This is a genomic window from Pantoea sp. ICBG 828 (assembly GCF_002928355.1).
GTDB classification, from domain to species: Bacteria; Pseudomonadota; Gammaproteobacteria; order Enterobacterales; family Enterobacteriaceae; genus Pantoea; species Pantoea dispersa.
In genome coordinates, this window is the sequence record NZ_POWN01000011.1 from 111319 (window position 1) to 133799 (window position 22481).

39 protein-coding genes are annotated in these 22481 nt (G+C 53.6%); 33 read left to right on the forward strand and 6 right to left on the reverse strand.

From position 1 onward, the window contains the following. Position 1 precedes the first annotated feature (1 nt). The 27 genes from rplB (at position 2) to C1Y43_RS21465 (ending at position 12940) form a co-directional block, all read left to right on the forward strand. A complete protein-coding gene (gene rplB / locus C1Y43_RS21335) occupies positions 2–823 on the forward strand; it encodes a 50S ribosomal protein L2 (RefSeq protein ID WP_010618573.1) in 822 nt (273 codons plus the stop codon). Positions 824–839: 16 nt separating this feature from the next. Continuing rightward, positions 840–1118 carry a 30S ribosomal protein S19 gene (gene rpsS / locus C1Y43_RS21340; RefSeq protein WP_001138115.1) on the forward strand — a complete coding sequence of 93 codons (279 nt, stop codon included), beginning with the start codon at positions 840–842 and terminating at the stop codon, positions 1116–1118. Between the two features lie 13 nt (positions 1119–1131). Next, a complete protein-coding gene (gene rplV / locus C1Y43_RS21345) occupies positions 1132–1464 on the forward strand; it encodes a 50S ribosomal protein L22 (RefSeq protein ID WP_007891659.1) in 333 nt (110 codons plus the stop codon). A 17-nt stretch (positions 1465–1481) separates the two neighbouring features. Further along, positions 1482–2180: a 30S ribosomal protein S3 gene (rpsC, locus tag C1Y43_RS21350; protein WP_021508216.1), complete on the forward strand. Its 699-nt coding sequence runs from the start codon at positions 1482–1484 to the stop codon at positions 2178–2180. A 12-nt stretch (positions 2181–2192) separates the two neighbouring features. Continuing rightward, a complete protein-coding gene (gene rplP, locus C1Y43_RS21355; RefSeq protein ID WP_002438716.1) occupies positions 2193–2603 on the forward strand; it encodes a 50S ribosomal protein L16 in 411 nt (136 codons plus the stop codon). After that, complete coding sequence (gene rpmC, locus C1Y43_RS21360; protein ID WP_021508217.1) at positions 2603–2791, forward strand: 50S ribosomal protein L29; 189 nt, start codon at positions 2603–2605, stop codon at positions 2789–2791. The genes rplP and rpmC overlap by 1 nt, the downstream gene beginning before the upstream one ends. Continuing rightward, entirely contained in the window at positions 2791–3045 is a 255-nt protein-coding gene (gene rpsQ, locus C1Y43_RS21365; protein ID WP_010618568.1) for a 30S ribosomal protein S17, read from the forward strand. Before rpmC ends, rpsQ begins: the two co-directional genes overlap by 1 nt. Before the next feature lie 168 nt (positions 3046–3213). Further along, on the forward strand, positions 3214–3585 hold the full coding sequence (gene rplN / locus C1Y43_RS21370; protein ID WP_006120590.1) for a 50S ribosomal protein L14: 372 nt from the start codon (positions 3214–3216) through the stop codon (positions 3583–3585). A 10-nt stretch (positions 3586–3595) separates the two neighbouring features. Next, positions 3596–3910, forward strand: coding sequence for a 50S ribosomal protein L24 (gene rplX, locus C1Y43_RS21375; RefSeq protein WP_021508218.1), 315 nt, complete (start codon positions 3596–3598; stop codon positions 3908–3910). Positions 3911–3924: 14 nt separating this feature from the next. Beyond that, complete coding sequence (gene rplE, locus C1Y43_RS21380) at positions 3925–4464, forward strand: 50S ribosomal protein L5 (protein ID WP_013510763.1); 540 nt, start codon at positions 3925–3927, stop codon at positions 4462–4464. 14 nt (positions 4465–4478) lie between these two features. Then, positions 4479–4784, forward strand: a complete 306-nt coding sequence (gene rpsN, locus C1Y43_RS21385; RefSeq protein WP_010618564.1) for a 30S ribosomal protein S14 — start codon at positions 4479–4481, stop codon at positions 4782–4784. Between the two features lie 32 nt (positions 4785–4816). After that, a complete protein-coding gene (gene rpsH, locus C1Y43_RS21390; protein ID WP_021508220.1) occupies positions 4817–5209 on the forward strand; it encodes a 30S ribosomal protein S8 in 393 nt (130 codons plus the stop codon). A gap of 12 nt (positions 5210–5221) precedes the next feature. After that, entirely contained in the window at positions 5222–5755 is a 534-nt protein-coding gene (gene rplF / locus C1Y43_RS21395; RefSeq protein WP_007891676.1) for a 50S ribosomal protein L6, read from the forward strand. Positions 5756–5764: 9 nt separating this feature from the next. Continuing rightward, complete coding sequence (gene rplR / locus C1Y43_RS21400; RefSeq protein ID WP_013510760.1) at positions 5765–6118, forward strand: 50S ribosomal protein L18; 354 nt, start codon at positions 5765–5767, stop codon at positions 6116–6118. 14 nt (positions 6119–6132) lie between these two features. Beyond that, the gene (gene rpsE, locus C1Y43_RS21405) at positions 6133–6633 is read left to right on the forward strand and encodes a 30S ribosomal protein S5 (RefSeq protein WP_010618560.1); all 501 of its coding nucleotides are present in this window, start codon (positions 6133–6135) and stop codon (positions 6631–6633) included. 5 nt (positions 6634–6638) lie between these two features. Beyond that, positions 6639–6818, forward strand: a complete 180-nt coding sequence (gene rpmD / locus C1Y43_RS21410) for a 50S ribosomal protein L30 (protein ID WP_013510758.1) — start codon at positions 6639–6641, stop codon at positions 6816–6818. Between the two features lie 3 nt (positions 6819–6821). After that, positions 6822–7256 (forward strand): 50S ribosomal protein L15, encoded by a 435-nt coding sequence (gene rplO / locus C1Y43_RS21415; RefSeq protein ID WP_021508221.1) that lies wholly within the window; start codon positions 6822–6824, stop codon positions 7254–7256. 7 nt (positions 7257–7263) lie between these two features. After that, complete coding sequence (secY, locus tag C1Y43_RS21420; RefSeq protein WP_021508222.1) at positions 7264–8595, forward strand: preprotein translocase subunit SecY; 1332 nt, start codon at positions 7264–7266, stop codon at positions 8593–8595. 32 nt (positions 8596–8627) lie between these two features. Continuing rightward, the gene (rpmJ, locus tag C1Y43_RS21425) at positions 8628–8744 is read left to right on the forward strand and encodes a 50S ribosomal protein L36 (protein ID WP_071813610.1); all 117 of its coding nucleotides are present in this window, start codon (positions 8628–8630) and stop codon (positions 8742–8744) included. Between the two features lie 146 nt (positions 8745–8890). Further along, on the forward strand, positions 8891–9247 hold the full coding sequence (rpsM, locus tag C1Y43_RS21430; protein WP_021508223.1) for a 30S ribosomal protein S13: 357 nt from the start codon (positions 8891–8893) through the stop codon (positions 9245–9247). Between the two features lie 16 nt (positions 9248–9263). Then, positions 9264–9653, forward strand: a complete 390-nt coding sequence (gene rpsK, locus C1Y43_RS21435; protein WP_004160563.1) for a 30S ribosomal protein S11 — start codon at positions 9264–9266, stop codon at positions 9651–9653. Positions 9654–9686: 33 nt separating this feature from the next. Beyond that, positions 9687–10307, forward strand: coding sequence for a 30S ribosomal protein S4 (gene rpsD, locus C1Y43_RS21440; protein WP_010618555.1), 621 nt, complete (start codon positions 9687–9689; stop codon positions 10305–10307). 25 nt (positions 10308–10332) lie between these two features. Continuing rightward, on the forward strand, positions 10333–11322 hold the full coding sequence (rpoA, locus tag C1Y43_RS21445; RefSeq protein WP_007891688.1) for a DNA-directed RNA polymerase subunit alpha: 990 nt from the start codon (positions 10333–10335) through the stop codon (positions 11320–11322). Positions 11323–11362: 40 nt separating this feature from the next. Then, positions 11363–11749, forward strand: coding sequence for a 50S ribosomal protein L17 (gene rplQ / locus C1Y43_RS21450; RefSeq protein WP_003850180.1), 387 nt, complete (start codon positions 11363–11365; stop codon positions 11747–11749). A 111-nt stretch (positions 11750–11860) separates the two neighbouring features. Beyond that, the gene (locus C1Y43_RS21455) at positions 11861–12232 is read left to right on the forward strand and encodes a DUF1992 domain-containing protein (protein ID WP_104189618.1); all 372 of its coding nucleotides are present in this window, start codon (positions 11861–11863) and stop codon (positions 12230–12232) included. 1 nt (position 12233) lies between these two features. Next, positions 12234–12671, forward strand: a complete 438-nt coding sequence (gene zntR, locus C1Y43_RS21460) for a Zn(2+)-responsive transcriptional regulator (RefSeq protein WP_104189620.1) — start codon at positions 12234–12236, stop codon at positions 12669–12671. A 50-nt stretch (positions 12672–12721) separates the two neighbouring features. After that, entirely contained in the window at positions 12722–12940 is a 219-nt protein-coding gene (locus C1Y43_RS21465) for an alternative ribosome-rescue factor A (protein ID WP_021508226.1), read from the forward strand. 19 nt (positions 12941–12959) lie between these two features. On the opposite strand, the gene mscL is transcribed toward C1Y43_RS21465, so the two are convergent. The 5 genes from mscL to def form a co-directional block, all read right to left on the reverse strand. Continuing rightward, positions 12960–13370 carry a large-conductance mechanosensitive channel protein MscL gene (mscL, locus tag C1Y43_RS21470; RefSeq protein WP_021508227.1) on the reverse strand — a complete coding sequence of 137 codons (411 nt, stop codon included), beginning with the start codon at positions 13368–13370 and terminating at the stop codon, positions 12960–12962. Positions 13371–13478: 108 nt separating this feature from the next. After that, positions 13479–14855 (reverse strand): Trk system potassium transporter TrkA, encoded by a 1377-nt coding sequence (gene trkA, locus C1Y43_RS21475; RefSeq protein WP_021508228.1) that lies wholly within the window; start codon positions 14853–14855, stop codon positions 13479–13481. A 31-nt stretch (positions 14856–14886) separates the two neighbouring features. Continuing rightward, a complete protein-coding gene (gene rsmB / locus C1Y43_RS21480) occupies positions 14887–16173 on the reverse strand; it encodes a 16S rRNA (cytosine(967)-C(5))-methyltransferase RsmB (RefSeq protein WP_104189622.1) in 1287 nt (428 codons plus the stop codon). A gap of 45 nt (positions 16174–16218) precedes the next feature. Beyond that, complete coding sequence (gene fmt / locus C1Y43_RS21485; RefSeq protein WP_104189623.1) at positions 16219–17163, reverse strand: methionyl-tRNA formyltransferase; 945 nt, start codon at positions 17161–17163, stop codon at positions 16219–16221. Between the two features lie 21 nt (positions 17164–17184). Then, positions 17185–17697, reverse strand: coding sequence for a peptide deformylase (gene def, locus C1Y43_RS21490; RefSeq protein WP_021508231.1), 513 nt, complete (start codon positions 17695–17697; stop codon positions 17185–17187). 115 nt (positions 17698–17812) lie between these two features. Here def and dprA point away from each other — a divergent pair, with 115 nt between their 5' ends. From dprA to C1Y43_RS21520, 6 genes are read left to right on the forward strand one after another with little or no spacing between them, the layout of a single operon-like run. Continuing rightward, positions 17813–18937: a DNA-protecting protein DprA gene (dprA, locus tag C1Y43_RS21495; RefSeq protein WP_104189625.1), complete on the forward strand. Its 1125-nt coding sequence runs from the start codon at positions 17813–17815 to the stop codon at positions 18935–18937. Further along, on the forward strand, positions 18909–19382 hold the full coding sequence (gene smg / locus C1Y43_RS21500) for a DUF494 family protein Smg (protein WP_031279836.1): 474 nt from the start codon (positions 18909–18911) through the stop codon (positions 19380–19382). Before dprA ends, smg begins: the two co-directional genes overlap by 29 nt. A gap of 24 nt (positions 19383–19406) precedes the next feature. Further along, the gene (locus C1Y43_RS21505; RefSeq protein ID WP_031279837.1) at positions 19407–19955 is read left to right on the forward strand and encodes a type I DNA topoisomerase; all 549 of its coding nucleotides are present in this window, start codon (positions 19407–19409) and stop codon (positions 19953–19955) included. A 2-nt stretch (positions 19956–19957) separates the two neighbouring features. Further along, on the forward strand, positions 19958–20533 hold the full coding sequence (gene tsaC / locus C1Y43_RS21510; RefSeq protein WP_104189627.1) for an L-threonylcarbamoyladenylate synthase type 1 TsaC: 576 nt from the start codon (positions 19958–19960) through the stop codon (positions 20531–20533). Positions 20534–20535: 2 nt separating this feature from the next. Continuing rightward, positions 20536–21354, forward strand: coding sequence for a shikimate dehydrogenase (aroE, locus tag C1Y43_RS21515; RefSeq protein WP_058759901.1), 819 nt, complete (start codon positions 20536–20538; stop codon positions 21352–21354). Then, positions 21351–21599, forward strand: a complete 249-nt coding sequence (locus C1Y43_RS21520) for a DUF1488 domain-containing protein (RefSeq protein ID WP_058759902.1) — start codon at positions 21351–21353, stop codon at positions 21597–21599. The genes aroE and C1Y43_RS21520 overlap by 4 nt, the downstream gene beginning before the upstream one ends. Here the strand turns inward: C1Y43_RS21520 and C1Y43_RS21525 are convergent. Continuing rightward, positions 21575–22129 carry a gamma carbonic anhydrase family protein gene (locus tag C1Y43_RS21525; RefSeq protein ID WP_058759903.1) on the reverse strand — a complete coding sequence of 185 codons (555 nt, stop codon included), beginning with the start codon at positions 22127–22129 and terminating at the stop codon, positions 21575–21577. The genes C1Y43_RS21520 and C1Y43_RS21525 overlap by 25 nt on opposite strands. Between the last annotated feature and the right edge of the window lie 352 nt (positions 22130–22481).

Genomic DNA, 22481 nt, shown 5'->3' on the forward strand with positions numbered 1-22481 from the left:
AATGGCAGTTGTTAAATGTAAACCGACATCTCCGGGTCGTCGTCACGTTGTTAAAGTGGTGAACCCTGAGCTGCACAAAGGCAAGCCTTTTGCCGCGCTGGTTGAAAAAAACAGCAAATCCGGTGGTCGTAACAACAATGGTCGTATCACTACCCGTCATATCGGTGGTGGTCACAAGCAGGCTTACCGTATTGTTGACTTCAAACGCAACAAAGATGGTATCCCGGCAGTTGTTGAGCGTCTTGAGTACGATCCGAACCGTTCTGCGAACATCGCACTGGTTCTGTACAAAGATGGCGAGCGCCGTTACATCCTGGCCCCTAAAGGCCTGAAAGCTGGCGACCAGATTCAGTCTGGCGTTGATGCTGCGATCAAAGCAGGTAACACCCTGCCGATGCGTAACATCCCGGTTGGTTCAACCGTGCACAACGTAGAAATGAAACCAGGTAAAGGCGGTCAGATTGCCCGTTCTGCTGGTGCTTACGTGCAGATCGTTGCGCGTGAAGGTTCCTACGTTACCCTGCGTCTGCGTTCAGGCGAAATGCGTAAAGTCGAAGCTGACTGCCGCGCAACCCTGGGCGAAGTCGGTAACGCTGAGCACATGCTGCGCGTTCTGGGTAAAGCCGGTGCAACCCGTTGGCGTGGTGTTCGTCCTACCGTTCGCGGTACTGCGATGAACCCAGTCGATCACCCGCACGGTGGTGGTGAAGGTCGTAACTTTGGTAAGCACCCGGTAACTCCGTGGGGCGTTCAGACCAAAGGTAAGAAGACCCGTAGCAACAAGCGTACTGATAAATTTATCGTACGTCGCCGTAGCAAATAATTTTAGAGGATAAGCCATGCCACGTTCTCTCAAGAAAGGTCCTTTTATTGACCTGCACTTGCTGAAGAAGGTAGAGAAAGCGGTGGAAAGCGGTGACAAGAAGCCCCTGCGCACTTGGTCCCGTCGTTCAACGATCTTCCCTAACATGATCGGTTTGACCATCGCTGTCCATAATGGTCGTCAGCACGTTCCTGTCTTTGTTTCCGACGAAATGGTCGGCCACAAGCTGGGTGAATTTGCACCGACACGTACTTATCGCGGCCACGCTGCTGATAAGAAAGCCAAGAAGAAATAAGTAGGAGGAAGAGATGGAAACTATTGCTCAACATCGCCATGCTCGTTCTTCTGCTCAGAAGGTTCGCCTTGTTGCTGACCTGATTCGCGGTAAGAAAGTGTCGCAGGCTCTGGATATTCTGACTTACACCAACAAGAAAGCGGCTGTACTGGTTAAGAAAGTCCTGGAATCTGCCATTGCTAACGCCGAACACAACGATGGCGCTGATATCGACGATCTGAAAGTTGCGAAAATTTTCGTAGATGAAGGCCCTAGCATGAAGCGCATTATGCCGCGTGCTAAAGGTCGTGCAGATCGCATCCTGAAGCGCACCAGCCACATTACTGTGGTTGTGTCCGATCGCTGAGACTCTGGAGACTAGCAATGGGTCAGAAAGTACATCCTAATGGTATTCGCCTGGGTATTGTAAAACCATGGAACTCAACCTGGTTTGCGAACACCAAAGAATTCGCTGACAACCTGGACAGCGACTTTAAAGTACGTCAGTTCCTGAACAAAGAACTGGCAAAAGCGTCTGTATCTCGCATCGTTATCGAGCGTCCGGCTAAGAGCATCCGTGTGACCATTCACACCGCTCGCCCGGGTATCGTTATCGGTAAAAAAGGTGAAGACGTTGAAAAACTGCGCACGGTCGTAGCGAACATCGCTGGCGTTCCTGCACAGATCAATATCGCCGAAGTCCGTAAACCGGAACTGGACGCAAAACTGGTTGCTGACAGCATCACTTCACAGCTGGAGCGTCGTGTGATGTTCCGTCGTGCGATGAAGCGTGCTGTACAGAACGCAATGCGTCTGGGCGCTAAAGGTATCAAAGTTGAAGTTAGCGGCCGTCTGGGCGGTGCTGAGATCGCACGTACCGAATGGTACCGTGAAGGTCGTGTACCGCTGCACACTCTGCGTGCTGACATTGACTACAACACCTCTGAAGCGCACACCACTTATGGTGTAATCGGCGTTAAGGTATGGATCTTCAAAGGTGAGATCCTGGGTGGTATGGCTGCTGTTGAACAACCGGAACCGGCTGCTCAACCTAAAAAGCAGCAGCGTAAAGGCCGTAAGTAAGGAGAGTCGCTGATGTTACAACCAAAGCGTACGAAATTCCGTAAAGTGCACAAAGGCCGTAACCGCGGTCTGGCGCAGGGTACGGATGTTAGCTTCGGTACTTTCGGTCTGAAAGCTGTTGGCCGTGGTCGTCTGACTGCTCGTCAGATCGAAGCAGCACGTCGTGCTATGACCCGTGCAGTTAAGCGTCAAGGTAAGATTTGGATCCGTGTATTCCCGGACAAACCAATCACCGAGAAGCCGCTGGAAGTGCGTATGGGTAAAGGTAAGGGTAACGTGGAGTATTGGGTTGCCCTGATCCAGCCTGGTAAAGTCCTGTATGAAATGGACGGTGTACCGGAAGAGCTGGCCCGTGAAGCATTCAAGCTGGCAGCAGCAAAACTGCCTATCAAAACCACCTTTGTAACTAAGACGGTGATGTAATGAAAGCAACTGAGCTGCGTGAAAAAAGCGTTGAAGAGCTGAACACTGAGCTGCTTAACCTCCTGCGCGAGCAGTTTAACCTGCGCATGCAGGCAGCATCTGGCCAGCTGCAGCAGACCCATCTGCTGAAGCAAGTTCGCCGTGATGTTGCACGCGTTAAGACTTTACTGACTGAGAAGGCGGCGTAATGACCGATAAAATCCGTACTCTGCAGGGTCGTGTTGTTAGTGACAAAATGCAGAAATCTGCTGTTGTTGCTATCGAGCGTTTCGTGAAGCACCCGATCTACGGTAAATTCATTAAGCGTACGACTAAGCTGCACATCCATGACGAGAACAACGAGTGTGGAATTGGTGACGTGGTTGAAATCCGCGAAACCCGTCCACTGTCCAAGACTAAGTCCTGGACTCTGGTTCGCGTTGTAGAGAAAGCGATTCTGTAATAGAATCCGCTTCCTCTAAAAACAAAATGAACGGCTCTATGGAGCCGTTCATTTTTTCTACCCATCTGCGAGAACCGGTGTTATAATGCCGCGCCCTCAATTATGGGGCTTTTTAACGACCTGAGGTTTGGGTCCCGAAGTAGTAGTTGACATTAGCGGAGCACTAAAATGATCCAAGAACAGACTATGCTGAACGTCGCCGACAACTCCGGTGCACGTCGCGTAATGTGTATCAAGGTTCTGGGTGGCTCGCACCGTCGCTACGCAGGCGTCGGCGATATCATCAAAGTGACCATCAAGGAAGCAATTCCGCGTGGCAAGGTGAAAAAAGGTGATGTCCTGAAAGCGGTAGTGGTGCGCACCAGGAAGGGTGTTCGTCGCCCGGACGGTTCTGTCATTCGCTTCGATGGTAATGCATGCGTTATTCTGAACAATAACAGCGAGCAGCCTATCGGAACGCGTATTTTTGGGCCGGTAACTCGTGAACTTCGTACTGAAAAGTTCATGAAAATTATCTCTCTGGCACCAGAAGTACTCTAAGGAGCGAACAATGGCAGCGAAAATCCGTCGTAACGACGAAGTTATCGTGCTTACCGGTAAAGACAAAGGTAAACGCGGTAAAGTAAAGAATGTCCTGACTTCTGGTAAGGTCATCGTTGAAGGTATCAACCTGGTTAAGAAACACCAGAAGCCGGTTCCGGCTCTGAACCAACCAGGCGGCATCGTTGAAAAAGAAGCTGCTATTCAGGTTTCTAACGTTGCAATCTTCAATGCGGCAACCGGCAAGGCTGACCGTGTAGGCTTTAGATTCGAAGACGGTAAAAAAGTCCGTTTCTTCAAGTCTAACAGCGAAACTATCAAGTAATTTGGAGTAGTACGATGGCGAAACTGCATGATTACTACAAAGACGAAGTAGTCCAGAAACTCATGACAGAGTTTGGCTACAATTCTGTCATGCAAGTCCCTCGGGTCGAGAAGATCACCCTGAACATGGGTGTTGGTGAAGCGATCGCTGACAAGAAACTGCTGGATAACGCAGCAGCTGACCTGGCAGCAATCTCCGGTCAAAAACCGCTGATCACCAAAGCACGCAAATCAGTTGCAGGCTTCAAAATCCGTCAGGGCTATCCGATCGGCTGTAAAGTAACTCTGCGTGGCGAGCGCATGTGGGAGTTCTTTGAGCGTCTGATCACTATTGCTGTACCGCGTATCCGTGACTTCCGTGGTCTGTCCGCGAAGTCTTTCGACGGTCGTGGTAACTACAGCATGGGCGTTCGTGAGCAGATCATCTTCCCAGAAATCGACTACGACAAAGTCGATCGCGTTCGTGGTTTGGATATCACCATTACCACTACTGCGAAATCTGATGATGAAGGCCGTGCTCTGCTGGCTGCCTTTGACTTCCCGTTCCGCAAGTAAGGTAGGGTTACTTAATGGCTAAGCAATCTATGAAAGCACGCGAAGTTAAGCGTGTGAAATTAGCAGACAAGTTCTTCGCAAAACGCGCTGAACTGAAAGCGATCATTTCTGATGTGAACGCATCCGACGAAGACCGTTGGAACGCCGTTCTCAAGCTGCAGAGTCTGCCGCGTGATTCCAGCCCTTCACGTCAGCGTAACCGCTGCCGTCAGACAGGTCGTCCGCACGGTTTCCTGCGGAAGTTTGGGTTGAGCCGTATCAAGGTCCGTGAAGCCGCAATGCGCGGTGAAATCCCGGGTCTGAAAAAGGCTAGCTGGTAATTGTCACCATTTGAATCACGGGAGTAACACAGATGAGCATGCAAGATCCGATCGCGGATATGCTGACCCGTATCCGTAACGGTCAGGCCGCGAACAAAGTTGCGGTCTCTATGCCTTCCTCCAAGCTGAAAGTGGCAATTGCCAACGTGCTGAAGGAAGAAGGCTATATTCAAGATTTTAAAATCGAAGGCGACATCAAGCCGGAACTGGAACTGACTCTTAAGTACTTCCAGGGTAAAGCTGTTGTAGAAAGCATTCAGCGTGTTAGCCGTCCAGGTCTGCGCATCTATAAGAAAAAAGATGAGCTGCCAAAAGTTATGGCCGGTCTGGGCATTGCTGTAATTTCTACCTCTAAAGGTGTCATGACTGATCGTGCAGCGCGCCAGGCTGGTCTTGGTGGCGAAATTATCTGCTACGTAGCGTAATCGGAGGATAAAATGTCTCGTGTTGCAAAAGCACCTGTCGTTGTTCCTGCCGGCGTAGAGGTAAAACTCAACGGTCAGGAAGTTTCGATCAAAGGCAAAAACGGCGAGCTGACTCGTACTATCAACAGTGCTGTAGAAGTTAAGCATGCAGACAACGCCCTGACTTTCGCTCCACGCGAAGGTTATGCGGATGGTTGGGCACAGGCAGGTACTGCCCGTGCGCTGCTGAACGGCATGGTTATCGGTGTTACCGAAGGCTTCACCAAGAAGCTGCAACTGGTTGGTGTTGGTTATCGTGCAGCTGTTAAAGGCAACTCTGTGAGTCTGGCCCTGGGCTTCTCTCACCCGGTTGACCATGCACTGCCGGCCGGCATCACTGCTGAATGTCCAACTCAGACTGAGATCGTGCTGAAAGGCGCTGATAAACAGCTGATTGGTCAGGTTGCAGCTGATCTGCGCGCCTACCGTCGTCCTGAGCCTTACAAAGGCAAGGGTGTTCGTTACGCCGACGAAGTCGTGCGTACCAAAGAGGCTAAGAAGAAGTAAGGTAACACTATGGATAAGAAATCTGCTCGTATCCGTCGTGCGACCCGTGCACGTCGCAAGCTCAAAGAGCTGGGTGCTACTCGCCTGGTGGTACATCGTACCCCGCGTCACATTTACGCACAGGTAATCGCCCCGAACGGTTCCGAAGTTCTGGTTGCTGCTTCTACTGTAGAAAAAGCTATCGCTGAACAACTGAAGTATACCGGTAACAAAGACGCCGCTGCAGCTGTAGGTAAAGCTCTGGCTGAGCGCGCTATCGAAAAAGGCATCAAAGATGTTTCTTTCGACCGTTCCGGTTTCCAATATCATGGTCGCGTCCAGGCACTTGCAGATGCTGCTCGTGAAGCTGGCCTTCAGTTCTAAGGTAGAGGTCTAAGATGGCACACATCGAGAAACAAGCTGGCGACCTGCAGGAAAAACTGATCGCGGTAAACCGTGTCTCTAAAACTGTGAAAGGTGGTCGTATTTTCTCCTTCACCGCTCTGACTGTAGTGGGTGATGGTAACGGCCGCGTTGGTTTTGGTTACGGTAAAGCGCGTGAAGTTCCAGCAGCGATCCAGAAAGCGATGGAAAAAGCTCGTCGCAATATGGTTAATGTCGCGCTGACTCACGGCACCCTGCAGCACCCGGTTAAAGGTGCGCACACGGGTTCTCGTGTGTTCATGCAGCCGGCTTCTGAAGGTACCGGTATCATCGCCGGCGGTGCAATGCGCGCCGTTCTGGAAGTCGCTGGAGTTCATAACGTTCTGGCTAAAGCCTATGGTTCCACCAACCCGATCAACGTGGTTCGTGCAACTATCGACGGCCTGGGCAATATGAAGTCTCCGGATATGGTTGCTGCCAAGCGTGGTAAATCCGTTGAAGAAATTCTGGGGTAATCACGATGGCTAAGACAATCAAAATTACACAAACCCGTAGCTCAATCGGCCGCCTGCCTAAGCACAAAGCCACTCTGGTTGGTCTGGGTCTGCGTCGTATTGGTCACACCGTTGAGCGTGAAGACACGCCAGCTGTACGCGGTATGATCAACGCGATTTCTTACATGCTGAAAGTGGAGGAGTAAGAGATGCGTTTAAACACTCTGTCTCCGGCCGAAGGGTCTAAACACGCTTCCAAGCGTCTGGGCCGTGGTATCGGTTCTGGCCTCGGTAAAACCGGCGGTCGTGGTCACAAAGGTCAGAAGTCTCGTTCTGGCGGTGGCGTACGTCGTGGTTTCGAGGGTGGTCAGATGCCTCTGTACCGTCGTCTGCCGAAGTTCGGCTTCACCTCGCGCAAATCATTCGTGACTGCAGAAGTGCGTCTGTCTGATCTGGCGAAAGTGGAAGGCGGTATCGTCGACCTGAACACGCTGAAAGCAGCTAACATCATCGGTGTACAGATTGAGTTCGCGAAAGTGATCCTGTCTGGTGAAGTATCTGCACCTGTTACGATTCGTGGTCTGCGTGTCACCAAAGGTGCTCGTGCTGCAATCGAAGCTGCTGGCGGTAAAATCGAGGAATAAGTAGCAGATGGCAAAGCAACCGGGATTAGATTTTCAAAGTGCCAAAGGTGGCTTTGGTGAACTGAAGCGCAGACTGTTGTTTGTAATCGGTGCACTGATTGTCTTCCGTATTGGCTCTTTTATTCCAATCCCCGGTATCGATGCCACTGTACTTGCCAAACTGCTTGAGCAACAGCGTGGCACCATCATTGAAATGTTTAACATGTTCTCTGGTGGTGCTCTCAGTCGTGCCTCAATCTTCGCGCTGGGTATTATGCCGTATATTTCGGCCTCTATTATTATCCAGCTGCTGACGGTGGTTCATCCCGCGTTGGCCGAGATTAAGAAAGAGGGTGAAGCTGGTCGTCGTAAGATCAGCCAGTACACTCGCTACGGCACACTGGTTCTGGCTATATTCCAGTCGATCGGTATTGCTACCGGTCTGCCGAATATGCCTGGAATGCAGGGCCTGGTATTAAATCCAGGCTTTGCTTTCTACTTTACCGCTGTTGTAAGTCTGGTCACCGGAACCATGTTCCTGATGTGGCTGGGCGAACAGATTACTGAACGAGGTATCGGTAACGGTATTTCAATCATTATCTTCGCGGGTATTGTTGCGGGTTTACCGCCGGCCATTGGCCATACCATCGAGCAAGCGCGGCAAGGCGACCTGCACTTCCTTCTGTTGCTGTTGGTTGCAGTTCTTGTATTTGCAGTGACGTTCTTTGTTATTTTCGTTGAGCGTGGCCAGCGCCGCATTGTGGTCAACTACGCTAAACGTCAGCAAGGTCGTCGTGTATATGCTGCACAGAGCACACATTTACCGTTGAAAGTGAACATGGCGGGCGTAATCCCAGCTATCTTTGCTTCCAGCATTATCCTGTTCCCGGCGACGATAGCATCCTGGTTCGGGGGCGGTACCGGTTGGAACTGGCTGACAACAATTTCGCTGTATTTGCAGCCAGGACAGCCGCTTTATGTGCTACTCTATGCGACTGCAATCATCTTCTTCTGTTTCTTCTACACGGCGTTGGTTTTCAACCCGCGTGAAACAGCAGATAACCTGAAGAAGTCTGGTGCATTCGTACCGGGAATTCGTCCGGGAGAGCAAACGGCGAAGTACATCGATAAAGTAATGACACGTCTGACCTTAATCGGCGCACTGTATATTACTTTTATCTGCCTGATCCCGGAGTTCATGCGTGATGCCATGAAGGTTCCCTTCTACTTTGGCGGCACCTCGCTGCTGATTGTAGTGGTTGTCATCATGGACTTTATGGCTCAAGTGCAAACTCTGATGATGTCCAGTCAGTACGAGTCTGCATTGAAGAAAGCTAACCTGAAAGGCTATGGCCGTTAATTCAGTAGCTTGAGAAGTTACGGAGAGTAAAAATGAAAGTTCGTGCTTCCGTCAAGAAATTATGTCGTAACTGCAAAATCATTCGTCGCGACGGTGTCGTACGTGTGATCTGCAGCTCCGAGCCTAAGCATAAACAGCGCCAGGGCTGATTAAGTCACATATTTTTCTTGCAAAGTCGGGTTGAGCTGGCTAGATTAGCCAGCCAATCTTTTGTATGTCGATGCGTTTCCATTTGAGTATCCTGAAAACGGGCTTTTCAGCATGGTACGCATTTATTTAATTATAGGAGTGCATAGTGGCCCGTATAGCAGGCATTAACATTCCTGATCAAAAACATACCGTTATCGCATTAACTTCGATCTTCGGTATCGGCAAAACCCGTTCTAAAGCCATCTGTGCTGAAACGGGCATCGCTGAAAATGTTAAGATCAGTGAGCTGTCTGAAGAACAAATTGATCAGCTGCGTGAAGCAGTTGGTAAATTCGTTGTTGAAGGTGATCTGCGCCGTGAAATCACCCTGAGCATCAAGCGTCTGATGGACCTTGGTTGCTACCGTGGTTTACGCCATCGTCGTGGTCTGCCGGTGCGCGGTCAGCGTACTAAGACCAACGCACGTACCCGTAAGGGTCCGCGTAAACCGATCAAGAAATAATCGGGGTGAGTAAATAATGGCAAAGGCACCAGTTCGTGCACGTAAGCGTGTAAGAAAACAAGTCTCAGATGGCGTGGCTCATGTCCATGCGTCTTTTAACAACACCATCGTTACTATTACTGATCGTCAGGGTAACGCACTGGGTTGGGCAACCGCCGGTGGTTCCGGTTTCCGCGGTTCACGTAAATCTACTCCGTTTGCTGCTCAGGTCGCTGCAGAGCGCTGTGCAGAAGCCGTGAAAGATTACGGTATTAAGAACCTGGAAGTTATGGTTAAGGGTCCGGGTCCAGGCCGCGAATCTACTATTCGTGCTCTGAACGCCGCTGGTTTCCGCATCACTAATATTACTGATGTGACTCCGATCCCTCACAACGGTTGTCGTCCGCCGAAAAAACGTCGCGTTTAACGTTCCGTTTTTTAGGTTAGTTGGAGAAAGAAAATGGCAAGATATTTGGGTCCTAAGCTCAAGCTGAGCCGTCGTGAGGGCACTGACTTATTCCTTAAGTCTGGCGTTCGCGCGATTGATTCCAAGTGCAAAATTGAACAAGCCCCTGGTCAGCATGGTGCGCGTAAACCGCGTCTGTCTGATTACGGCGGCCAGTTACGTGAAAAGCAAAAAGTTCGTCGTATCTACGGCGTGCTGGAGCGTCAGTTCCGTAACTACTATAAAGAAGCAGCGCGTCTGAAAGGCAACACCGGTGAAAACCTGTTAGCTCTGCTGGAAGGTCGTCTGGATAACGTAGTTTACCGTATGGGCTTTGGTGCCACTCGTGCAGAAGCACGTCAGCTGGTTAGCCACAAATCTGTAATGGTAAACGGTCGCGTTGTTAACATCGCTTCTTATCAGGTATCTCCGAATGATGTCGTAAGCATCCGTGAGAAAGCCAAAAAGCAATCTCGCGTGAAGGCCGCTCTGGAGCTGGCTGAGCAGCGTGAAAAGCCAACCTGGCTGGAAGTTGATGCGACTAAGATGGAAGGTGTGTTCAAGCGTATTCCTGAGCGTACCGATCTGTCTGCGGACATTAACGAACACCTGATCGTCGAGCTTTACTCTAAGTAAAGCTTAGTACCAAAGAGAGGACACAATGCAGGGTTCTGTGACAGAGTTTCTAAAACCGCGCCTGGTAGATATCGAGCAAGTGAGTTCGACGCACGCCAAGGTGACCCTTGAGCCGTTAGAGCGTGGCTTTGGCCATACTCTTGGTAACGCACTGCGCCGTATTCTGCTTTCTTCCATGCCGGGTTGCGCGGTGACCGAGGTTGAGATTGATGGCGTGCTGCACGAGTACTCCACCAAAGAGGGCGTACAGGAAGATATCCTGGAAATCCTGCTCAATCTGAAAGGGCTGGCGGTAAGAGTTCAGGGTAAAGATGAAGTCATCCTTACGCTGAATAAATCTGGCATTGGCCCTGTGACTGCAGCCGACATTACCCACGACGGTGATGTCGAAATCGTCAAGCCGCAGCATGTGATCTGCCATCTGACCGATGAAAACGCGTCCATTAGCATGCGTATCAAAGTTCAGCGTGGTCGTGGTTATGTGCCGGCTTCTGCCCGAATTCATTCGGAAGAAGATGAGCGCCCAATCGGCCGTCTGTTGGTTGACGCTTGCTACAGCCCTGTAGACCGTATCGCCTACAATGTTGAAGCAGCGCGTGTAGAACAGCGCACCGACCTGGATAAGCTGGTCATCGAAATGGAAACCAACGGCACAATCGATCCTGAAGAGGCGATTCGTCGTGCGGCAACCATCCTGGCAGAACAACTGGAAGCTTTCGTTGACTTACGTGATGTACGTCAGCCGGAAGTCAAAGAAGAGAAACCAGAATTCGATCCGATCCTGCTGCGCCCTGTTGACGATCTGGAATTGACTGTCCGCTCTGCTAACTGCCTCAAGGCAGAAGCTATCCACTACATCGGTGATCTGGTACAGCGTACCGAGGTTGAGCTGCTTAAAACGCCTAACCTGGGTAAAAAATCTCTTACCGAGATTAAAGACGTGCTCGCATCACGTGGTCTGTCTCTGGGCATGCGCCTGGAAAACTGGCCACCGGCAAGCATTGCTGATGAATAACCGGATCGCAGGTTAAGGTTTCACTGAGAAGGATAAGGTCATGCGCCATCGTAAGAGTGGTCGTCAACTGAACCGCAACAGCAGCCATCGTCAGGCTATGTTCCGCAACATGGCTGGTTCTCTGGTTCGTCATGAGATCATTAAGACGACTCTGCCGAAAGCCAAAGAGCTGCGTCGCGTAGTTGAGCCGCTGATTACTCTTGCCAAGACCGACAGCGTAGCTAATCGTCGTCTGGCATTCGCCCGTACTCGTGATAACGAGATCGTGGCAAAACTGTTTAACGAGCTGGGCCCGCGTTTCGCGAGCCGTGCCGGTGGTTACACTCGCATTCTGAAGTGTGGCTTCCGTGCTGGTGACAACGCTCCGATGGCATACATCGAGCTGGTTGATCGTCCAGAAGCTCAAGCAGAAGCTGCTGCAGAGTAATTTGCAGTAACGTAAAAAACCCGCTTCGGCGGGTTTTTTATTGCCTGTCATTTCTTCCCATTTCCCCTCCATTCGCTATGCTGTTGGCAGACATGCCTGCAGGAGGTTTCTATGTGGCTTATCGATCAGCTGGCTGAGCAACACATCCGCGCCGCTCAGGAAAAGGGCGAGCTGAGCAATCTGCCTGGTGAAGGTGCGCCGCTCACGCTGGACGATGACACTGGTGTGCCGGCGGAATTGCGCAGTGCCTGGCGACTGCTGAAAAACGCCGGTTATCTCCCACCGGAACTGGAGATGCGCCGCGACGCACTGGCACTGAGCGATCTGCTTCGCGAACTCGATCCTGATGACAGCGAGGCGCGCGAACTGGCCAAACGGCTGACATTGCTGGAAATGAAGCTGCAGCAGGCCGGCATGAGCACCGATTTTCTGCGTGGCGAATACCGCCCGGCGATCGGTCAGCGGCTACAGCAGGAGAAATAATATGTATCGCATTGGCCAGCTGGCAAAACTGGCGGACGTGACGCCGGACACCATTCGCTTTTATGAAAAGCAGCAGATGATGGATCATGAGGTACGCACCGAGGGCGGCTTCCGCCTGTACAGCGATAACGATCTGCAGCGCCTGCGTTTTATCCGTTACGGCCGGCAGCTTGGTTTCAGCCTGGAATCGATCCGCGACCTGCTGTCGATCCGCATCGATCCAGAGCATCACACCTGTGAAGAGTCAAAAGCGATCGTGGCGAAACGGCTGAATGAGGTGAACAGTATGATTGGCGAACTGCAAACCATGCAGCGCTCACTGCAACGGCTGGCGGAAACCTGCTGTGGTGACCGCCACAGTAGCGCCTGCTGTTCGATCCTCGAGGCACTGGAAACCGGCGAAGATCCGCATCCTGAAATTTGTTGTAGCAAGGATTGAATTCTGGCGCGCAGGGACTATAGTTGCGCCATCACTAACCGGAGGACGATATGAGTCACTATCAGCATCGAAAAGGCAAAATTAACGATAACGCCCTGGAAGCCCTGTTACACGATCCGCTGTATCGCCAGCGAGTTGAGCGCAATCAGAAGGGGAAAGGCAGCTACCGGCGTAAAGATAAACACGCGAAGGGAGCGAATCAGGAGGCCAGCGGTAAGCAACAATGTTTACCTCTGGCCTTCTGCTTTAGTGATAAAAAAGCCGCCTGAAACTGGCGGCTTTTATTTATTACACTTTATTATTTTGTTGCTTAAGCAGGTCGCGAATCTCGGTCAGCAGCACTTCTTCATTGGTCGGTTTAGGCGCTGGTTTTTCCACTTCTTTCTTTTTATACAGTTTATTCATTACTTTGATGGCAATGAAGATAGCAAACGCCACGATGATGAAGTCAAATACCGTCTGAATAAAGTTACCGTACTCCATCACCACCGCTGGGATATCGCCTTCTGCTGGCTTGAGTACCCATTTAAACTGCTTAAAGTCGACGCCGCCAATCAATAAACCGAGCGGTGGCATAATGATGTTCGCAACCAGTGACGATACGATCTTACCGAACGCAGCACCGATGATCACACCGACCGCCAGGTCCACCACGTTACCGCGCATCGCAAAATCACGAAACTCTTTGAATAAACTCATTGTTATCTCCTTGCCTTGGCCAATGGCTAAAGTCTAACAAACCTTCGTGTAATTGCCATTATAACAATGGATTAAACACCACTCTCACTGCAGCCCAATCACAACGCGTTACAGGAAGAACGGGCTCGGCTGGAACAGACGTTCAACGTCCGGCACAAACTTTTTGTCGGTGAGGAACATGATCACGTGGTCGCCTTGCTCAATACGCACATTATCATTGGCGATGATCACGTCATCACCACGCACCACCGCGCCGATAATGGTGCCCGGCGGCAGTTTAATATCTTCAATCAGGCGGCCTACCACGCGCGAAGTGGTTTCATCACCGTGGGCAATGGCCTCGATGGCTTCCGCAATACCGCGGCGCAGTGAAGAGACGCCGACAATATCGGCTTTGCGCACGTGGCCAAGCAGCGCAGAAATCGTGGCCTGCTGCGGTGAGATCGCAATATCGATCACGCTGCCCTGCACCAGATCGACATAGGCGCGACGCTGGATCAGCACCATCACCTTTTTCGCGCCCATCTTTTTGGCCAGCATCGCTGACATGATATTGGCTTCATCGTCGTTAGTGACGGCGATAAACAGATCGACCTGATCGACATGCTCTTCTGCCAGTAGTTCCTGATCCGAGGCATCGCCATAGAACACGATGGTATCCTGCAGATGTTCAGCCAGTTCAGCTGCGCGCTGCTGATTACGTTCAATCAGCTTAACGCTGTACTGCTTCTCCAGCCGCTGCGCCAGGCCAAAGCCGATATTACCGCCGCCGACCAGCATAATGCGTTTATAGGGCTTTTCGAGCCGCTGCATCTCGCTCATCACCGCACGAATATGCTGACTGGCGGCAATAAAAAACACTTCATCGCCAGCTTCGACGATCGTCGATCCCTGCGGGCGGATCGGACGATCCTGACGGAAAATCGCGGCTACGCGGGTATCGATATGCGGCATGTGCTCACGCAGGATCGACAGCGGATTGCCCACCAGCGGTCCGCCGTAATAGGCTTTGACCACTGCCAGGCTGACTTTGCCCTCGGCAAAATTTACCACCTGCAGCGCGCCAGGGTACTGAATCAGCCGATAGATGTTGTCGATCACCAGCTGTTCAGGCGAGATCAAATGGTCGATGGGCACCGCTTCCGGCACAAACAGCTTTTCCGCATCGCGCAGATAATCGGCGGCGCGGATACGGGCAATGCGGTTTGGCGTGTTAAACAGCGAGTAAGCAATCTGACAGGCAATCATGTTGGTTTCGTCAGAGCTGGTGACCGCCACCAGCATATCCGCATCTTCGGCGCCGGCTTCACGCAACACGCGCGGGTGCGAACCATGGCCCTGCACCACGCGCAGGTCAAACTTATCCTGCAGCACGCGTAAGCGTGAGGGATCGCTATCAACCACGGTGATGTCATTGTTTTCGCCCACCAGGTTTTCAGCGAGCGTGCCGCCCACCTGGCCGGCGCCGAGGATAATAATTTTCATGGATACGTTGCTCTTGTCACTGTGCGCTGCACTATTTTTTCATCAGCTTAGCGTAGAAGAAACCGTCGCCGCCATTGATGGCAGGGAAAACCTGCCAGCCGTTAAGTTGCCCATGTGGCAGTGCCTGCGGCACCGCATCGTCATGCGTCGCGAGGAAAGCCTCGATCTGCTGCTGGTTCTCCTGCGGCAGCACTGAGCAGGTGGCATAAAGCAGCGTACCGCCCGATTTCAGGCGTGGCCAGATGGCCGCCAGAATCTCACGCTGTAGCGCGGCGAGTTCGTCGATATCGCGATCGCGGCGTAGCCATTTGATATCTGGATGGCGTCGAATAACGCCGGTGGCCGAGCAGGGCGCATCCAGCAGGATGCGGTCGAATTGCTGCTCGTCGCACCAGGCCGCTGGCGTGCGGCCATCGCCCTGACGCACGTCAGCCTGCATCCCCAGACGCTGCAGGTTTTCCGTCACGCGCGACAGGCGCTGCGCATCGATATCCACCGCCATCACGCGGGCCTGCGGCGCAATTTCGAGAATATGGGTGGTTTTGCCGCCGGGCGCAGCGCAGAGGTCGAGAATGGTTTCGCCGTTTTCCGGCGCCAGCAGCAGGGCGCAACGCTGAGCAGAGAGATCCTGCACCGTCACCCAGCCCTGCTCAAAGCCTGGCAGCTGACTGACCGGAGCCGGTGCTTCAAGACGCAGCGCATCCGGCGCGTCAGCACCAAACGCATTTTGATTCTGCTGGGTTAATAACGCCAGCCAGGCGTCACGGCTGTGATGCTGACGATTCACGCGCAGCCACATTGGCGGTCGCTGATTGTTTGCTTCTACAATCTGCTGCCACTGCTCCGGCCACGCGGTCTGCAGCCGTTTCAGCAGCCAGCCCGGATGCCAGTAGCGCTGCGGGCCCTGATTGACCTCTGCCAGCAGTGTGTCCTGCTGACGCTGGAACTGACGCAGCACGCCGTTAAGTAAGCCTTTCAGATTTGCCCGCTTCAGTGCTTCAGCCCCGGCTACGGTTTCGGCCAGCGCGGCGTGCGGCGGAACGCGGGTATACAGCAGCTGATACAGGCCCACCATGATCAGATAGTGCAGTACGCGCTGTTTGCCGGTTAACGGCCGCGCCATCAGCTTGTTAATTAACGCTTCCAGCTGCGGCAGCGTGCGCGTCACGCCGAAACACAACTCCTGCAGCAGCGCGCCATCGTTGTTTGCCAGCGTTTTTTGCGCAGCGGGCAGAATCGCGCTCAGCGATTCTCCTTTATCCACCACGCGTTCAATCAGTTGCGCGGCAAGGCTGCGCAGGTTGGTCGCTTTTTTCATATTCATTCATCAAACAAAAAGCCCGGCGGAGACCGGGCTGGAGAATCAGGCCAGAACGGTGCCGGGTGTAAACCATTCACGACGCGAATTGAGCAGATCCTGCGCCGCCATGGCTTTTTTGCCGGCAGGCTGCAGTGAGAGCAGATTCAGCACGCCGTCAGCGGTAGCAATCTGGATGCCGTGTTTGTCAGCCTGCAGAATTTCTCCCGGCTGGGCGGTGCGGTGCGGTAACACGCTGGCCTGCCAGACTTTAACCGGCTGATCGTCGATGAGGAAATAACTCACCGGCCACGGATTGAAGGCGCGAATGCACCGTTCCAGCTGAACAGCAGAGAGCGACCAGTCAAGACGTGCCTCTTCTTTGCTGAGCTTTTCCGCGTAAGTTACCAGAGTCTCATCCTGCACTTCGGGCTGCGCGCTGCCGGCGGCCAGCAGACTGAGCGTGGTCAGCATCCCCTGCGGGCCCAGCTGCGCCAGCTTGTCGTACAGCGATGCGCTGGTATCGTCGGCATTAATCGGGCAGGTAATTTTGTGCAGCATATCGCCGGTATCCAGACCCACGTCCATCTGCATGATGGTCACACCGGTTTCGTTATCGCCGGCCCAGAGTGAGCGCTGAATCGGCGCCGCACCGCGCCAGCGCGGCAGCAGCGAGCCGTGTACGTTGATGCAGCCAAGGCGCGGCATCGTCAGCACCGCCTGAGGCAGGATCAGACCATAAGCGACGACCACCATCACATCGGCCTGTAGCCCGGCAACCAGCTGCTGATTCTCTTCCGGCTTCAGGGACTTTGGCTGAAACACGGGGATATCATGCGCCTGAGCCAGCACTTTTACCGGGCCCGGCGTGAGTTTATTGCCACGTCCGGCAGGGCGGTCGGGCTGAGTAAAGACGCCAACCACCTGATGCTCAGAAGCAAGCAGCGCGTCGAGATGACGCGCTGCGAAGTCAGGAGTACCGGCAAAGATGATTTTTAACGGTGCAGACACAGTTCAACCTTCTGTTCGCTCTCAGGATGCGCGCGCATTCTGGCGGGCCAGTTTTTCCAGTTTCTGTTTAATACGCTGACGCTTCAGCGGCGACAGATAATCAATAAACAGTTTACCGTCAAGATGGTCGATCTCATGCTGAATGCAGATCGCCAGCAGACCGTCAGTTTCCAGCTCGAAGCTGTTACCGTCGCGATCCAGCGCGCGCACTTTGACCCGCTCGGCACGCGGCACAAACGCCCGCTGTTCCGGGATCGACAGGCAACCCTCTTCGATACCGGTTTCGCCGCTTTTTTCCAGCAGCTCCGGGTTAATCAGCACCAGGCGCTCTTCGCGGCTTTCAGAAACATCAATCACGATGATGCGCTGGTGAATATCCACCTGCGTCGCCGCCAGACCAATGCCTTCTTCGGCGTACATGGTCTCAAACATATCGTCGACAATACGCTGAACGTCAGCATTCACAGCCGCAACGGGTGCAGCAATTTTGCGAAGGCGATCGTCAGGGAAATGTAATACCTGCAAAACTGACATAAATATCCAGATCTGTATGCGTTAAAGAAAAGATTACTGCCTCATATTGTAGACTTTTTGGGGCCTGATTGACAGCATTGTGCCGCATCAGAGCACGGCTGACAGGGAGCGCAGCATGGAACGCAGTGAAAGGATTATCAGGCTGACTTACGTCTGGGGTTTAAGCGGTGAGCGCGCCCATCAGTTCATCATGGCGCTTCTGGCCGCCAGCCACATTGACGACGCGTGGCTGCAGCAGCACGGGCTGGACGACACGCAGCGGCAACAGTTTCTCACCCTCTGTCCACGCCAGCTGGAAAAAACACAGCGCTGGCTGCAACAGGCGCAGCATCATCTGATCGCCTGCTGCGACGCACATTATCCCGCCCGGCTGCGGGAAATCAGCCGCTATCCGGCTGCCCTTTATATAGCGGGTGACCTTTCTGCACTCGCGACACCGCAGCTGGCGGTGGTCGGCAGTCGTCACTGTTCGCCGTATGGCAGAGAGTGGGGCGGCTGGTTTACCCAGCAGCTGGCGCTAAGCGGTTTGACCATCACCAGCGGGCTGGCGCGCGGTATTGATGGCGTGGCGCATCGTGCCGCGCTGGAAGTGCAGGGCAAAACTCTGGCCGTGCTGGGCAGCGGGCTGAATCATCTCTATCCGAAAAGCCATCAGCCGCTGGCACAGGAGATCATCGCCAGCGGCGGCGCGCTGGTTTCAGAACTGCCGCTGTCGATGGCGCCCCATGCGGTAAATTTTCCGCGGCGTAATCGTATTATCAGCGGCCTGAGTCATGGCGTGCTGGTGGTTGAAGCGTCACTGAAGAGTGGCTCGCTGGTAACGGCGCGGTATGCGCTGGAACAAAACCGTAACGTGTATGCGCTGCCTGGCGCGCTGGGTAATCCTGGCTGTGAAGGCACGCACTGGCTGATTCAGCAGGGGGCGCTGCTGGTGGCGCATCCCAACAATATCCTTGAGGATTTGCATTCTGCCCTGCAATGGTTGCCGGCCAGCATCTCAGAAACAATATATTCACAACTCAGTGATGATGTGCCATTGCCATTTCCCAGCGTGTTGGCTAACGTAGGTGATGAGGTTACACCTGTTGACGTCGTCGCTGAACGTGCCGGCCAACCTGTGCCAGTTATCGCAGCGCAATTGCTGGAGCTGGAGTTAGCAGGATGGATCGCAGCTGTACCCGGCGGCTATGTCCGATTGAGGAGGGCATGCCATGTTCGACGTACTTATGTACTTGTTTGAGACGTATATCCACAACGAGGCTGAAATGCGCGTTGACCAGGATAAATTGACCGATGACTTAACCGATGCCGGTTTTCATCGCGAAGATATCTACAATGCGTTGAATTGGCTTGAGCGGTTAGCGGATTATCAGGATGGCCTGGTCGCGCCAGTGTTGCTGGCTAACGATCCGCTCTCCATGCGAATCTACACGGAAGAAGAGAGCCAGCGTTTAGATGCTGAGTGTCGTGGTTTTATTCTGTTCCTGGAGCAAATCCAGGTGCTGAATATGGAAACGCGCGAAATGGTCATCGAACGGGTTATGGCGCTTGATACGCTGGAATTCGATCTGGAAGATCTCAAATGGGTGGTGCTGATGGTGCTGTTTAACATCCCCGGGTGTGAAAATGCCTATCAGCAGATGGAAGAACTGTTATTCGACGTCAATGAAGGTATGCTGCATTAATTTGCGATTAATGCATTCGGTAATATGAGTAAACCAGCACTATTTACCGTGCGTAAACACGATCCCTGCCCCGCCTGCGGGGCAGAATTAGTGATACGTGCCGGCAAACACGGGCCTTTTCTCGGCTGTGTGAATTATCCAACCTGCGACTATATTCGCCCGCTGAAAAGCCAGGGTGATGGCCATATTGTCAAAGTGCTGGAAGGCCATGCCTGCCCGCAGTGTGGCGCGGACAAGGTGCTGCGCCAGGGGCGATTCGGCATGTTTGTCGGCTGTAGCCACTATCCGGAGTGTGATTACACGGAAACCATCGATAAGCCGGACGAAACCGCGATTGCCTGTCCGCAGTGCGCCAGCGGCAAGCTGGTGCAGCGCCGTTCACGCTATGGCAAAACCTTCCACGCCTGCGATCGTTATCCCGACTGCCAGTTCGCGATCAACGCCACGCCGCTGGAAGGTGTCTGCCCCCATTGCCAGTTCCCGTTATTAATAGAAAAGAAAACCGCACAGGGCATGAAGCGCTTCTGCGCCAGCAAACGCTGCGGTAAGCCCATCGCCCAGGATGAAGAGTGATCATGAACCAGAGCCAGCATGCACCCGGAAGCCTCGACTTCTGCATCGAACAACTTCAGCAACAGCAAGTGATTGCTTACCCTACCGAAGCCGTATTCGGCCTTGGCTGCGATCCGGACAGCGAAAGCGCGGTGATGGCCCTGCTGACACTGAAACAGCGTCCGGTGGAAAAGGGGCTGATCCTGATCGCCGCTGATTATGCGCAGCTCGAGCCTTATATTGCCGATAGCGAACTCACCGTGCCGCAGCGCGAACGTATGTTTGCCAGCTGGCCGGGTCCGGTCACCTATGTGGTGCCTGCTTCGCCGCATACGCCGCGCTGGTTAACCGGCCGCTTTGATTCGCTGGCGATTCGCGTCAGCGATCATCCGCAGGTCCAGGCGCTGTGTCGCGGATTTGGCAAGCCGCTGGTCTCAACCAGCGCGAATTTAACCGGTCAGCCGCCGTGCCGCAGCGCCGCCGAAGTGGCAGAGCAGTTTGGCTCGCAGTTCCCGGTGTTGCAGGCGGCCACCGGCGGTCGCCTGAATCCTTCTGAAATCCGCGATGCCATTAGCGGTGAACTCATTCGTCAGGGCTGATTATGGAAAAGTTTGCCGTTTTTGGTCATCCCATCGCGCACAGCAAATCTCCGTTTATTCACGCCGCTTTTGCTGAGCAGACCGGTATCGAACATCCTTACGGACGCATCTGCGCACCGCTGGAAGGGTTCCCGCAGGCGATAGAGGCGTTTTTTGCGGCCGGTGGCAAAGGCGCCAATGTTACGCTGCCGTTTAAACAGCAGGCATGGGAATTCGCGGATGAGCTCAGCGAACGCGCGGCCTTATCCGGCGCGGTAAATACCTTAAAGAAGAGAGCCGATGGTTCGATTCTGGGTGATAACACGGACGGCATCGGCCTGCTGAGCGATCTGCAACGGCTGCAGCTGATCCGGCCGGGCGATCGCATTCTGCTGGTGGGTGCGGGCGGCGCGGCGCGTGGGGTGATCCTGCCGCTGCTCTCGACGGGCTGCGCGCTGGTGGTGGTTAACCGCACGGCAGAACGCGCGCAACAGCTGGCTGAGCTTTTCCAGCACAGTGGGGCGATCCAGGCGATGAGTTTTGATCAACTGGCCGGCGAACGTTTTGATCTGATCATCAATGCCACCTCCAGCGGCGTAGCGGGCGACGTGCCGCCGCTGCCGGTTACGCTGATTGATGCGCAGGTGCGCTGTTACGACATGTTTTATCAGCAGGGGCTGACGCCATTTCTGGCGTGGTGCCAGCAGCACGGCACACAGCAGCTGGCGGATGGACTCGGCATGCTGGTGGGTCAGGCGGCGCATGCGTTTCAGCTGTGGCATGGCGTTATGCCGGAGATCGCGCCGGTCATTGATCAACTTAAACAGGCGATGCAGGCATGAATCAGGCAATCCAGTTTCCCGATCGGGAAAGCTGGGACGCAGTCCGGCAGGCAGTGCTGTTCCCGGTCTTAGTGAATGGTATGGGACTGACCTGCGCAATATCGCTGCCGGCGCTGCAGCAGCGTTTTGGTGCCGGAGAGGCGATGGCGCTGTTTAGCGCGCATCGCTGGGATCTGGAGGAAGAGGCGGAGCAGCTGCTCCGGGCGGAACAGGCCGACGATCAGGGCTGGCTGTGGCTGCCCTGAGCCAGATATTCATCTTTCCAGCCGACATAATTGCTGGCCGAATAAAGCAGTCCGGCTATTTCCGCTTCGCTTAGTGGCCGGATCTGCTTCACCGGGCTGCCTAAATAGAGATAGCCGCTTTGCAGGCGTTTACCGGGTGGCACCAGGCTGCCGGCGCCAATCATCACCTCATCTTCGACGATCGCGCCATCCAGCAGGATAGAGCCCATACCCACCAGCACGCGGTTACCAATGGTGCAGCCGTGCAGCATTGCTTTATGGCCCACCGTCACGTCTTCACCGATGATCAATGGAAAGCCATCGGGATTACTGCTGGATTTATGCGTAACGTGCAGCACGCTGCCATCCTGGATATTGCTGCGTTTACCAATCACCACTTTATTCACGTCACCGCGGATTGCTACCAGTGGCCAGATGCTGACATCATCAGCCAGCTCGACTTCGCCAACGACCACGCTACTGCTATCCACCATCACACGCTCGCCGGTATGAGGAATATGTTGCTTATAAGGGCGCAGGGCTACAGACATTCTATTTCTCCTTTTCTGATGTTTCCCGCTAGCCTGCGGCTTCCGGTGCGGGTAAACAAGCTGATTTTTGCGCGGATCGCTCGCGATCGCAGCGAAAAGAGTGAAAACTCGCCAGTCGATAAAAAAGATCGAAAAAAGGGGTTGTGCAAAAAATCCGGATCCCTATAATGCGCCACCACTGAGACGGCAAAGCGGCAACGCAGGCGGCTCAGCAGGGCGTGAAGTGATTCACCCCGCCGGAGAAAAACGCTGAAAAAAGTGTTTGACTCTGAAGGAGGAAAGCGTAATATACGCCACCTCGCGACAGCAGGCCGAGCGCCGCGTCGCACCGCTCTTTAACAATTTATCAGAC